Annotated in this window: 11 protein-coding genes and 1 tRNA gene; 4 read left to right on the forward strand and 8 right to left on the reverse strand. The window is 71.3% G+C overall.

Going from position 1 to position 12,087, the window contains the following annotated elements; genetic code table 11:
* Position 1: 1 nt before the first annotated feature.
* The 3 genes from H9651_RS09760 to H9651_RS09770 are packed head-to-tail and all read right to left on the reverse strand — an operon-like array spanning position 2 to position 2,643.
* The gene (locus H9651_RS09760) at positions 2-934 is read right to left on the reverse strand and encodes an FKBP-type peptidyl-prolyl cis-trans isomerase (RefSeq protein WP_191719117.1); all 933 of its coding nucleotides are present in this window, start codon (positions 932-934) and stop codon (positions 2-4) included.
* Positions 935-943: 9 nt separating this feature from the next.
* Positions 944-1,960: a tRNA (adenine-N1)-methyltransferase gene (locus tag H9651_RS09765; RefSeq protein WP_191719118.1), complete on the reverse strand. Its 1,017-nt coding sequence runs from the start codon at positions 1,958-1,960 to the stop codon at positions 944-946.
* Positions 1,957-2,643: an HAD family hydrolase gene (locus H9651_RS09770; RefSeq protein ID WP_404803007.1), complete on the reverse strand. Its 687-nt coding sequence runs from the start codon at positions 2,641-2,643 to the stop codon at positions 1,957-1,959. The genes H9651_RS09765 and H9651_RS09770 overlap by 4 nt, the downstream gene beginning before the upstream one ends.
* A gap of 83 nt (positions 2,644-2,726) precedes the next feature.
* Here H9651_RS09770 and H9651_RS09775 point away from each other — a divergent pair, with 83 nt between their 5' ends.
* Complete coding sequence (locus H9651_RS09775) at positions 2,727-3,593, forward strand: PAC2 family protein (protein WP_191719119.1); 867 nt, start codon at positions 2,727-2,729, stop codon at positions 3,591-3,593.
* A gap of 9 nt (positions 3,594-3,602) precedes the next feature.
* On the opposite strand, the gene H9651_RS09780 is transcribed toward H9651_RS09775, so the two are convergent.
* Both H9651_RS09780 and H9651_RS09785 read right to left on the reverse strand, forming a co-directional pair.
* A complete protein-coding gene (locus H9651_RS09780) occupies positions 3,603-4,427 on the reverse strand; it encodes an undecaprenyl-diphosphate phosphatase (RefSeq protein WP_191719120.1) in 825 nt (274 codons plus the stop codon).
* 21 nt (positions 4,428-4,448) lie between these two features.
* Positions 4,449-5,750 carry a M20/M25/M40 family metallo-hydrolase gene (locus tag H9651_RS09785; protein WP_191719121.1) on the reverse strand — a complete coding sequence of 434 codons (1,302 nt, stop codon included), beginning with the start codon at positions 5,748-5,750 and terminating at the stop codon, positions 4,449-4,451.
* Between the two features lie 110 nt (positions 5,751-5,860).
* Here H9651_RS09785 and H9651_RS09790 point away from each other — a divergent pair.
* Positions 5,861-5,945, forward strand: a tRNA-Leu gene (locus H9651_RS09790).
* 220 nt (positions 5,946-6,165) lie between these two features.
* On the opposite strand, the gene H9651_RS09795 is transcribed toward H9651_RS09790, so the two are convergent.
* A complete protein-coding gene (locus H9651_RS09795) occupies positions 6,166-7,257 on the reverse strand; it encodes a VIT1/CCC1 transporter family protein (protein WP_191719308.1) in 1,092 nt (363 codons plus the stop codon).
* Positions 7,258-7,405: 148 nt separating this feature from the next.
* Complete coding sequence (locus H9651_RS09800; RefSeq protein ID WP_191719122.1) at positions 7,406-9,238, reverse strand: DEAD/DEAH box helicase; 1,833 nt, start codon at positions 9,236-9,238, stop codon at positions 7,406-7,408.
* 68 nt (positions 9,239-9,306) lie between these two features.
* On the opposite strand from H9651_RS09800, the gene H9651_RS09805 reads away from it, so the two are divergent.
* Positions 9,307-10,179, forward strand: coding sequence for an SGNH/GDSL hydrolase family protein (locus H9651_RS09805; RefSeq protein ID WP_191719123.1), 873 nt, complete (start codon positions 9,307-9,309; stop codon positions 10,177-10,179).
* Here H9651_RS09805 and H9651_RS09810 read toward each other — a convergent pair.
* Positions 10,176-11,003, reverse strand: a complete 828-nt coding sequence (locus H9651_RS09810) for a TrmH family RNA methyltransferase (RefSeq protein WP_191719124.1) — start codon at positions 11,001-11,003, stop codon at positions 10,176-10,178. The genes H9651_RS09805 and H9651_RS09810 overlap by 4 nt on opposite strands.
* A 265-nt stretch (positions 11,004-11,268) precedes the next feature.
* Here H9651_RS09810 and H9651_RS09815 point away from each other — a divergent pair, with 265 nt between their 5' ends.
* Entirely contained in the window at positions 11,269-12,087 is an 819-nt protein-coding gene (locus H9651_RS09815; protein WP_191719309.1) for a Sir2 family NAD-dependent protein deacetylase, read from the forward strand.

Below are 12,087 nucleotides of genomic sequence, written 5' to 3' on the forward strand. Positions count from 1 at the left end.
GCTACTCAGCCACCTCGTCGAGACCGAGGATGTCGATCACGAAGACGAGCGTCGCGCCCGGCGGCACGGCACCTTGGCCGGCATCGCCGTAAGCCTGGTCGGGCGGGATCACCGCGAGGATCTGCGAGCCGACGGTCTGGCCTTCGAGCGCCGCCGCGAAACCGGGCACCACCTGGTCCAGTGACAGCGCCGCCGACGTGCCGGCCTCCCAGGTCGAGTCGAACACTTCGCGCTCGTCCCAGGTGACGCCGGTGTAGTGCAGGCGCACGGACTGGTCGCCCGTGACGACCGGACCGTCGCCCTTCTTCAGCACCTGCACGACCAGTTCGTCGGGTGCGTCGGCGTCGGGGATGATGACGCCCGGCGTCCCGTCGGGCGCGAGCACGACGCTGGGCATGCCGCGACGGTCGTTGTACTGGTCGGCACCGTCGGCCTTGGCCAGGTACACCTTCTGCAGGTCGATGACGAACACGGCGGAATCGCCCTCGCCGAGCCCGAGGCTCGCTGCGGCCTCCGGGGCGAGGTCCTCGGGCGCGACGGCGCCGGCGATGAGCGAACCCTCGGTCGCGCAGTCGAGCATGGTCGCGATGCCGGCGTAGAACTCGCCCCACTGCGACACCGGCGCGACCTGGGTGCCGCTCTGGACGAGCGTCTCGCCCGTGGTGCCGTTGACGATGGTGATGTCGAAGACGACGTCCTGCGCGTCGGAGGTGACGGTGGGCCCCTCCCCGACGGTGAGGTCTTCGAACACGGTCTCGTCCACGCGCACGGGAGCGGACAGCTCCACGGTGTCGCCGGAGACGGTGATCAGGTCGAGGACGGACGCGTCGGAGACGGCGCGCTCGCACGACGCCTCGGTCGATGCGGGCGAACAGCCGACGAGGGCCAGAGTGGATATGCCGACGACGGCGGCGATTGCGGGGATCCTGCGCACCGGTACAGCCTAATCGGTGGCGGCGTCGGTCTCTGTCGCTGCGGCGATGCGCGCGCCGTCGGCGATGCGCTGGGCCTCGCGCACGCGCTTTCGCAGGTTCTTGTCGGTGATCTCGCGATCTCCGACCGCGCCGGGGGTCCAGATCTCCACGTCCTCGTCGGCGTAGCTGGGTTTCTTCAGCGCGCGCTTGCGCACATCGGGCGGCACCGCGCCCGGCGCCAGACGCCGTGCGGTGAGCAAGAACCCGGTGTGGGCGACCATGCGGTGGTCGGGGCGCACCGCGAGCCCCTCGACGTGCCAGCCGCGCACCATCGTCTCGTTGGCCTCGGGGTCGGTGAACAGGCCTGTGCCGCGGATGAACTCCGCCACCCGGCTCAACTGCGTCGCAGTGGCGACGTAGCAGAGCACCACCCCACCGGGGGTGAGCGCGTCGGCGACGGCATCGATGCACTCCCACGGAGCGAGCATGTCGAGCACGACCCGGTCGACGGATGCCGGGGCCACGGCGCCCGGCAGCGACTCGACGAGATCGCCCACGACGACTTCCCAGTTCGCCGGCGGGGTGCCCAGATACGTCTCGACGTTGGCGCGGGCGACCTCCGCGAACTCCTCGCGACGCTCGAACGACACCAGGCGCCCGGTGGCGCCGATGGCGCGCAGCAGCCACAGCGACAGCGCGCCCGACCCGACGCCGGCTTCGACGACCGTCGCCCCGGGGAAGATGTCGGCCGACGCGAGGATCTGCGCGGCATCCTTCGGGTAGACGATCGCCGCACCACGCGGCATCGACATGACGAAATCGCGCAGCAGCGGCCGCAGGGCCAGATACTCGTGTCCACCGCTGCCGGTGACGACGGAGCCGTCGGGGAGCCCCACCAGTTGCGCATGACGCAGCACGCCGTGGTGGGTGTGCAGCTCACCCTTCTCGCGGAGGGTGATGGTGTGCAGGCGGCCCTTGGGACCGGTCAGCTGCACCCGGTCGCCGTAGCGGAACGGGCCGGTGGGACGGGTGAGATCGACGGTCATGACGACTCCTTCGGGCGGTGGTCGGCATGGAGTCGGGTGAGGTCGGCAGCGGTGCGGCCTTCGAGGGTGGGCCAGAGCGCATGCGCGCCGACCCCCGTGAGGGACACCATGAGCGGGACGCCCAGGCTCGTCGCCCCCGAGGCGATCGCCGAGCGCAGCCCGTTGGGCGAGTCCTCGATGGCGACGACTTCGGACGGCTGCACCCCGAGCGCCTCGCATGCCTGCAGATACGGATCGGGGAAGGGCTTGGGGCGGATGGCGTCGTCACCGGCGATGATCACATCGAACGCCTCGAACGGGATCTGCGCCACGACGGTCTCGGCCATGCGGCGCAGCGACATCGTCACCAGCCCCGTCTTGATCCCGGCTTCGCGGAGGCTCTCGAGGAGCTCGCGGGCGCCGGGGCGGAACGGGTTGCCGAGATCGCGCAGCTGCGTCATCACCTGGGAGGTGAGGTGGTCGACGATGGCGTCTTCCTGCATGCGCACACCGGCGTCCTGCAGGATGCGGGCGGAGTCGTGCAGGCCGAGGCCCACCAGCCCCAGCGCCTGCTCGTGCGTCCAGGTGCCCCCGTAGCTCTCCACGAGCGGCGTCTCGGCGGCCATCCAGTACGGCTCGGTGTCGACCAGGGTGCCGTCCATGTCCCACAGCACGGCACGAAGGGTGGGAACGGGGGCTGTCACCTCCCCATGGTACCGAGGCGGCCGGCGCCCCCCGCCCGCCCCGGCAGCACGCGGCCTATCCTGGGAAGGACGAAGGGAGTCGTGTGGAGGGACTGGGACGCCGCGTTCTCGTGGCGGCATTCGACGGATGGAACGATGCCGGCGAGGCCGCATCGGCAGCCGCCGCACTGCTGCGCGAGGAAGGATCGTACGAGCCGGTCTTCTCCGTCGACCCCGAACTGTACTTCGACTACCAGTACACCCGGCCGCAGATCCGCTTCGACGCCGAAGGCCGCCGCGTGCTGACCTGGCCGGAGACGACACTGTGGCGGCCGGCGCGACGCTCGCGCGGCACGCAGCTGTGGCTGCTGACCGGCGTGGAGCCGGCGCGGGCGTGGCAGGCGTTCGCGGGCGAGATCATCGACGTGGCGCTGCGCGAGGACATCACCGGCCTCGTCTCCCTCGGCTCGATGATGTCGGATGTGCCCCACACCCGCCCCATCTCGGTGTTCGCGGGCAGCCACAACGAAGAGCTGCGCGCCAAGCTCGAGCTGGAGAAGTCCACCTACGAGGGCCCCGTCGGCATCCTGAGCGTGCTCGACCAGGCAGCGGATGCCGCCGGCATCCCCGCCGCGTCGCTGTGGGCGAACGTGCCGCACTACGTCGCCGGGCACACCCCGTCACCCAAGGCGACGCTCGCACTGCTGGACAAGCTCGAAGACCTCACCGGGGCACGCGTGCCGCGTGGACAGCTGGCGGCCGAGGCCGCCGCGTGGGAGGCGACGATCGACGCCGCGGCGGCGGACGACGAGGAGATGACCGAGTACATCCGCCAGCTCGAGCACACCCGGGACACGTGGGACTCCCCCGAAGCGTCCGGAGACGCGATCGCGCAGGAGTTCGAGAAGTACCTGCGCCGCGGCGGCGACGGCCCGAGCAAGCCCGGACGCGACGACCCGCCGCGGCGCTGACCTGCCGGGTCAGGGCTGCAGCACGCCCATCGACAGCAGCACGATCAGCACCGTGCCCAGCGCGATGCGGTAGATCACGAACGGCAGGAAGCTGCGCTTGGAGATCCAGTTCATGAAGAACGCGATCACACCGAGGGCGACCGCGAAGGCGATGACGGTGGCCACGAGCGTCTCGGGCAGACTGAACGGTCCCTGCACGTCCCAGCTCTTGAACAGCTGGTAGAAGCCGCTGCCGAAGACGGCGGGGATCGCCAGCAGGAACGCGTAGCGGGCGGCATCCGCCCGCTTGTAGCCGAGGAAGAGCCCCATCGTGATGGTGCCGCCCGAGCGTGAGACACCGGGGACGAGCGCGAGGGCCTGCGCGAACCCGAACGCCACGCCGTGCCCGACGGTGAGGTCCTTCAGCTCGCGGCGCTTGGCGCCCACCATGTCGGCGATGCCCAGCAGCACGCCGAAGACGATGAGCATGATGGCGACGATCCACATCGAGCGGAACACGGTCTCGATCTGGTCCTGGAAGAGCAGCCCCAGCACGACGATCGGGATGCTGCCGATGATGATCAGCCACCCCATGCGGGCATCGGGGTCGTTGCGGGGCGCCTTGCCCACGAGCGAGCGGAACCACTGCCCGATGATGCGCACGATGTCGCGCCAGAAGAACACCACGACGGCGGCCTCGGTGCCGATCTGGGTGATGGCGGTGAACGCCGCTCCCGGGTCCTCAGCACCCGGGAGGAGCTCCCCCAGGATGCGCAGGTGGGCACTGGAGGACACCGGGAGGAACTCGGTGAGCCCCTGCACCAGGCCCAGGATGATGGCCTCGAAGAAATGCATGCGCGCCTTTCGGTGACTGCGTCAGTAGCTGCGGAGGAGGTCCGTGAGCACGGCCTGCCCGAACACCAGGGCATCGAGGGGCACGCGTTCGTCGACCCCGTGGAACATACCGGTGAAATCGAGATCGGCCGGCAGGCGCAGCGGTGCGAACCCGTAGCCGGCGATGCCGAGGTACGCGAGCGCCTTGTTGTCGGTGCCGCCGCCCATGAGATACGGGATGACGGGGACACCCGGGTCATGGCGGCCGAGGGCTGCGACCATCTCGGTGACGAGGTCACCCGCGAAGGGGACCTCGAGCCCGATGTCGCGGTGGACGATCTCGATCTCGACGTCGGCGCCCACGATCGCGGCGATGTCGGCCAGCACGGCGTCTTCGGTGCCGGGGATCGTGCGCACGTCGATGAGCGCCTCCGCCGTGTCGGGGATGACGTTGTGCTTGTAGCCCGCGGTCAGCCCGGTCGGGTTGGTCGTGGTGCGGAAGGTCGATCGCAGGAAGCCGGCGGCGGCGCCGAAGCGCTCGGCGACGGCATCCGGATGCTGTGGGTCGCCGCCGACGAGGCGGGCGAGGCCCTCGACGAGCCGGCGGGACGTCTCGGTCATCGCCACCGGCCAGGCGGTGCGCCCGAGCGCGGCGACGGCCTCGGCGAGGCGGGTGACGGCGTTGTCGGGGTGCAGGCTGCTGCCGTGCGCTGCGCGGCCGCGGGCGCGCAAGCGGATCCACAGCAGGGCCTTCTCTCCCGTCTGCAGCAGGTAGGCGCGGCGGTCGCCGGAGGCGATCGAGTAGCCGCCGACTTCGCTGATGGCCTCGGTCGCGCCGGCGAACCACTCGGGGTGGTTCTGCACGACCGGCGCGGACCCCTCCACCCCACCGTTCTCCTCGTCGGCGAAGAAGGCCACGATGATGTCGCGGGCGGGCTGCTCGCCTGAGCGCAGCAGATCGGCGACGGACGTGAGGATCATGGCATCCATGTCCTTCATGTCCACCGCACCCCGGCCCCACAGCATGCCGTCGCGGATCTCGCCGGCGAACGGGTCGACGCTCCAGTCCTCGGCGACGGCGGGCACGACGTCGAGGTGACCGTGCAGCACGAGGGCGGGCTTGTCGCGGTCGCGGCCCGGCACGCGGGCCATGAGGCTCGTGCGGCGCGGAACGGGCTCGTAGTACTCGGGCTCGAGGCCGAGGGTCTCGAGGTAGGCGCCGACGTACTCGGCGGCCTCGCGCTCGCCGCGGGCGTCGCCTCCCCCGAAGTTCGACGTGTCGAACCGGATGAGGTCGCGGGCGATGCGCACGACCTCGGGCAGGTCGGCTTCGGACTCGGGCATGCGAACTACGCTACCGCCGTCGCGGACCGTCGCCGTGCGGTGCTGGTTCGAAGTCGCCCCGCGATCATGCTAGGCTCGACCCTCGGTTGCGAAAGCAATTTTCACCCAATGCGCGGGTGGCGGAATAGGTAGACGCGCTAGCTTGAGGTGCTAGTGCCCGTATAGGGCGTGGGGGTTCAAGTCCCCCCTCGCGCACAGTGAAGAAGGCCCCCGGAAGGGGGCCTTCTTTCGTTTCCGGGTGGTTTGCGGCATCCGCCACGCGTTCGCGCCGTGCGGGGGCGCCGCCCTGGTGCCCGATTCGGGGCGCGCACTGGGCACCGGGCCCCCCGACACCCCGGTTCGGGGCGCGTCCTGGGTACCAAACCCACGGATGCCGCGGTTCGGGGCGCGTACTGGGCAACGAGCGGCCGCGGGGCTACGCCACCGACACCCCGAACACCAGACCGAGAGCGTACGTGATCGCGGCGGCGCCCAGACCGATCGCGAGCTGACGCAGCGCGCGGCGCAGCGGCGGGCCACCCGACAGCACGCCCACCATCGCGCCGGTGGCCAGCAGCGCGATGCCGACGAGCGCGAGCGCGAGCACGACGGCGGCGACGCCCTCGAGCCCGAAGATCCACGGCAGCACCGGGATGACGGCGCCGGAGGCGAAGAACAGGAAGCTCGACGTCGCCGCGCCCCACGCCCCACCGACGACGTCGTGCTCCTCCACGGGATCGACCGGGCGCCGGTAGGGCTGCGAGCGATCCGCGGCGCGCGCTGCCTCAACGACGCGGCGGGCGCGAACCAGGGCCTCGTCGGCGCCCATCCCCCGGGCGCGGTACACCAGCGCCATCTCGTTGGCGTCGAGATCGAGGTCGGGCAGCGACGCGTCGACGAAGTCGCTGTGCCCGGTGGACTCCAGCATCTCTCGCTGGGAGCGCACCGACACGAACTCCCCCGCCGCCATCGAGAGCGCACCGGCGAGCAACCCAGCCAGGCCGCTGAGCAGCACGAAGGGTGCGCCGACACCGGTCGCGCCGATGCCCATCACGAGCGCGAGGTTCGACACCAGGCCGTCGTTCGCCCCGAATACGGCAGCGCGGAACGTTCCCGACAGCCGCCGTCGGCCGCGGGCGGCGAGCCCACGCACCACCTCGTGGTGCACCTTCTCGTCGGCGACCATGGCGGGCGTGGCATACGGCTCGTTGTCGTAGGGCGAACGCGCCTCGGCGTTCTGCGCCAGCGCGAGCACGAAGATCATGCCGAACCGCCGTGCCATCCAGCCGAGCAGACGGGTGTCGAGGCTCGGCTGCGGCAGCCGCTTCGGCTCGCCGCCCAGCAGGCCCACCCAGTGCGCCTCGTGTCGCCCTTCGGCGTCGGCGAGTTCCCGCAGGATCTCCCGCTCCTCCCCCGTGCGCCGCGCCGCCAGGTTGCGGTAGACACGGGCCTCGGCACGCTCGTCGACGAGGTACTGCGCCCACCGCCGTCGATCTCGTGGGGTGGGGTGGGCGACGGGCGCGCTCATCGTTCCTCCGGTGGGAGTGGTGCTCAAAGGGGACCTCTCCACGGTACTGACGCCACTCACGCCGATCCGCCCGAAACCAGTGATTGCCAGTATTTCGGGGTTCCGAAGCGCGCGCACGCCGAAGCGGCGGATGCCGCGAACCGGCGCCCTACGAGTGCACGCGGCGGCGCAGCAGCTCGATGCGCGCCTGCAGTTGGGCGACGGTCGCGTGCGAGACGGCGGGGCCGCCGCAGAGGCGTCGGAGCTCGGCGTGCACGACCCCGTGCGGCTCGCCGCTCTGCCGTGCGTAGACGCCGACGAGGCTGTTGAGCAGCTGCCGCTGCTCCTTGAGCGTGCGGTGCAGCGCCGGGGGAAGAGTCGTCGCGGCATCGCTGCCGGTGGCATCCGCCTGCTGGGCCTCGCCGGTCTCGCGCACCTTGCGATGCCGTGACTGACGGGCCTGGCGCTGCATGAGCAGCTCGTGCACGTGTTCGGGCTCGAGAAGACCCGGGAGTCCCAGGAACTCCTCCTCCTCGGGCGTGCCGGGAACGGCGAGCTGGCCGAACTCCTTGCCGTCGAACAGCACCCGGTCGAAGTGGGCGACCGACCCGAGCGCCTGGTAGCTGAACTCCTCGGTGAGCGCGTCGGACGCCTTGTCCTCGCGCTCGGCCTCGGCCAGCAGGGTGTCTTCGAGCCCGTCGTCGTCGCCGGCCTCGCGGTCGAGCGCGTGGTCGCGCTCGCGCTCCATCTCGTTCGCCAGGGCGAGCAGCTGCGGCACGTGCGGGAGGAACACGCTCGCCGACTCGCCGCGACGACGGGCGCGCACGAAGCGCCCGATCGCCTGCGCGAAGAACAACGGCGTCGAGGCGCTCGTGGCGTACACCCCGACCGACAGCCGGGGGACGTCGACGCCTTCTGACACCATGCGCACCGCCACCATCCAGCGCGAGGTGCCGTTGGCGAACTCCTCGATGCGACCGGACGCGGCGGGGTCGTCCGAGAGCACCACGGTCGTCGGCTCCCCCGTGATCTCCTTCAGAATCGCGGCGTATGCGCGCGCCGCCGTCTGGTCCGTCGCGATGACGAGGCCACCGGCATCCGGCACCTCCTGCCGCACCTCGCTGAGACGGCGGTCGGCGCTGCGCAGCACCGCGGGGATCCAGTCGCCCTGCGGGTCGAGCGCCGTGCGCCACGCCTGGGAGTTGATGTCCTTGGTGTTGTCCTGACCCAGGTGTGCTTCGTACTCGTCGCCGGTCTTGGTGCGCCAGCGCATCTGTCCGGCGTAGACGAGGAAGAGCACCGGGCGCACGACGCCGTCGGCGAGGGCGCGCCCGTAGCCGTAGTTGTAATCGGTGCGGGAGAGCCGGATGCCTTTCTCGTTCGGGTGGTATTCCACGAACGGAATGGGCGCGGTGTCACTGCGGAACGGCGTACCCGACAGCAGCAGTCGGCGCGTCGCACGCTGGTAGGCCTCGCGCAGCGCGTCACCCCAGCTGAGGGCGTCGCCGCCGTGGTGCACCTCGTCGAGGATCACCAGCGTGCGGGCATCCTCGGTGAGCCGCTGGTGCACGGATGCCTTCACCGCGACCTGCGCGTACGTCACCGCGACGCCGTGATAGTGCCGGGCCGGCGCGACGTGGCGGTTGCTGAAGTTCGGGTCGAGCCGGATGGACACGCGCGCCGCGGCATCCGCCCACTGGGTCTTGAGGTGCTCGGTCGGGGCGACCACGACGATGCGGTCCACCACGCGGCGACGTAGCAGCTCGGTGGCCAGACGCAGGGCGAACGTCGTCTTTCCGGCGCCCGGCGTTGCGGCGGCGAGGAAGTCGCGGGGTCCCTTGCCGACCCCGTCGGGCCCGTCCATCGCGAAGTACTGGTCCAGCGCTTCGGCCTGCCAGGCACGCAGTCGCTGAGCCGTTCCCCAGGGGGCTCGCTGCGGGAACGCCGGCGACAGGTGCTCGGCAGCGAAACTGCCGAAATGCTCCTGCTGCTGCTCATCCACGACGGTCCAGCCTAAGTCAGTCCGCGAAGGGCTAACCTCGGAGTCGGTCACAAAGCCGAGGAGGAATCATGCGGCCCGACGATCCCAACCCCGAAGATCAGCATCTCGCCCACATCCCGCACCCCGTCACCCACCCCTGGCGGCGGATGGTGTCGATCGGGGATTCCTTCACCGAAGGCATCGGCGATCCCGACCCGTCCTCCCCCGGCGGCCACCGTGGCTGGGCCGACCGCGTCGCCGAGGTGCTGGGCTCGCACGTCGACGATTTCGCCTACGCGAACCTCGCCGTGCGTGGAAAACTCATCGGCCAGATCGTGGCCACCCAGATCGAGCCGGCGATCGCGCTCAAGCCCGATCTCATCACCTTCTCCGCCGGCGGCAACGACGTGATCCGCCCCGGAGCCGATCCCGACGCGGTGGCCGCCCAGTTCGAGGATGCGGTCGTGCGCCTCACCTCCGACGGCGCCACGGTCGTGGTGTTCACCGGGATCGACACCAACTTCACCCCGGTGTTCCGTGGCATCCGCGGGCGCGTGGCGATCTACAACGAGAACATCCGCGCGATCGCCGAGCGCTACGACTGCATCGTGGCCGACCAGTGGGCGCTGAAGGAAGTGCAGGACATGCGCTTCTTCGACGACGACCGCCTGCACTACAACACCCTCGGCCACCACGAGGTGGCGCGCATGGTGCTGCGGGCGCTGAACGTGCCCAACGACCTCAAGCCCATGCAGCCCGACCCGCTGCCGGCGCGCACGTGGCGGGAGGCCCGCGCGAACGACCTGGTGTGGGCGCGCGCGCACCTCGTGCCGTGGGTGCTGCGCCGGGTGCGCAACGAGTCGTCGGGTGATGCCATCACCGCCAAGCGCCCCGAGGCGCTGCCGGTCGTCACTCTGGCGCCGGGGCCGGATGCCGCGGCGACGCCGGGAGACCCGGCTTAGGCGGTCTCGTCTGCGCCGCCCTCGGGCGTCGCATGCGTGAGTGACCACAGCGCCACCGCGCCGGCGGCGGCGACGTTGAGCGAATCGACGCCGCCGCGCATCGGGATGGTGACGACCGTGTCGGCCGCCTCCAGCGCGCGGCGCGAGAGCCCGTCGCCCTCGGCGCCGAGCACGAGCGCCACGCGGTCGGGGCGGCCGGCGGCGAACGCGTCGAGCGACACGGCGTCGTCGGCGAGGGCGAGGGCGGCGATGTGGAAACCGGCGTCGTGCAGCATGTCGCGGGCTGCCGGCCACGGCGGCATCCGGGTCCACGGCACCTGGAACACGGTGCCCATGCTCACGCGCACGCTGCGACGGTAGAGCGGGTCGGCGCAGCGCGGCGAGATGAGCACGGCGTCCGCCCCGAGAGCTGCGGCACTGCGGAAGGCGGCGCCGACATTGGTGTGGTCGACGATGTCCTCGAGTACGACCACGAGACGCGCGCCCGCGACGACGTCGGCGACGGCGGGTTCGACCGGGCGGTGCATCGCGGCGAGGGCCCCCCTGTGCACGGCGTACCCGGTGAGCTGCTCGGCCACCTCGGCGGGGACGACGTAGACCGGCGCGTCGCCCGCGATGTCGGCGACGTCGTCGACCCATTTCTCCTGCACGAGCACCGAGCGCGGGCGGTGCCCGGCGGCGATGGCGCGCGCGATCACCTTGGCGGACTCGGCGATGTAGAGCCCGCCCGCCGGTTCCAGCACGCGCCGCAGCGCCACATCGGTGAGATCGCGGTAGTCGGCGAGTCGGGGATCGGTGGGGTCGTCGACGCGCTCGATGGGCATGGTTCCATGCTCGCACGCGGGCCGCGGGCCGCCTGCCCCGCGGGACCTCGGCCGTCGCGGCGCTCCCGAGATGCGGGGATCTGCCCGGATGCGGATGGAGGCCGCACCGGCATCAGCATTCCGGCAGATCCCCGCAGCTCGGCCACGCTCGCCCCCGAAGCTCGGCAACGCGCGACGCCGCGAGGGCGGCCGCCGTAACCTGCCGGCAAACTGCGACGCCTAGAATCGGCGGGTGACCTCGGTGCGGCAACTCGATGCACCGACCATGCAACTGGTCGGGCAGGCCGCCGACGCGTTCGCGGGCAGGCGCGTCGCCGTGCTCACCGGCGCGGGAGTGTCCACCGACTCCGGAATCCCCGACTACCGCGGCGAGGGTGCCCCCGCGCGCACCCCGATGACCGCGCAGCAGTTCCTCGGCAGCGAGGCCGCACGCCGGCGCTACTGGATCGGCAGCCACCTGGGCTGGCGGGCGTTCGCGAGCGCGAACCCCAACCCCGGCCACACCGCCCTCGCCGACCTCGAGCACGCCGGCATCGCCACCGGCGTCGTGACGCAGAACGTCGACGGTCTGCACCTGCGCGCCGGCAGCCGCCGCGTCGTGGAGCTGCACGGCACCATGCGTCGGGTGTTCTGCACCCACTGCGGCCAGGTGTTCGACCGCCGCGACCTCGCCCGCCGCGTCGAGGCCGACAATCCGTGGCTCGACGTGCCCGACGACGTGCTGCTGGGGCCCGACGGCGACGTGCTGCCCGACACGGCCGACGGCTTCCGCGTGCCCGACTGCAGCGTCTGCGGCGGCATGCTCAAGCCCGACGTGGTCTTCTTCGGCGAGTTCGTGCCCGTCGAACGCTTCCGCGAGGCCGAACAGCTCGTCCGCACGAGCGAAGCGCTGCTGGTGGCCGGGTCATCGCTCGTGGTCAACTCCGGCATCCGCCTCGTCGAACGGGCGCGCCGTCGCAGACTTCCCGTGGTGATCGTCAATCGCGGCGAGACGCGCGCCGACCGCCACGCCACGGTCAAGATCGACGCCGGCACGAGCCCCGTGCTCACGGCTCTCACCGAGGCCCTCGACGCCGCACGCTGA

Source organism: Microbacterium pullorum, from assembly GCF_014836535.1.
Lineage (GTDB): Bacteria > Actinomycetota > Actinomycetes > Actinomycetales > Microbacteriaceae > Microbacterium > Microbacterium pullorum.

Bases quoted from the DNA above. Each gene is read 5' to 3' on its own strand.
- H9651_RS09810 (WP_191719124.1), bottom strand. From the start codon at position 11,003: ATGCCCATCGAGCGCGTCGACGACCCCACCGATCCCCGACTCGCCGAC.
- H9651_RS09780 (WP_191719120.1), bottom strand. From the start codon at position 4,427: ATGCATTTCTTCGAGGCCATCATCCTGGGCCTGGTGCAGGGGCTCACC.
- H9651_RS09795 (WP_191719308.1), bottom strand. From the start codon at position 7,257: ATGAGCGCGCCCGTCGCCCACCCCACCCCACGAGATCGACGGCGGTGG.
- H9651_RS09765 (WP_191719118.1), bottom strand. From the start codon at position 1,960: ATGACCGTCGATCTCACCCGTCCCACCGGCCCGTTCCGCTACGGCGAC.
- H9651_RS09805 (WP_191719123.1), top strand. From the start codon at position 9,307: ATGCGGCCCGACGATCCCAACCCCGAAGATCAGCATCTCGCCCACATC.
- H9651_RS09815 (WP_191719309.1), top strand. From the start codon at position 11,269: ATGCAACTGGTCGGGCAGGCCGCCGACGCGTTCGCGGGCAGGCGCGTC.
- H9651_RS09785 (WP_191719121.1), bottom strand. From the start codon at position 5,750: ATGCCCGAGTCCGAAGCCGACCTGCCCGAGGTCGTGCGCATCGCCCGC.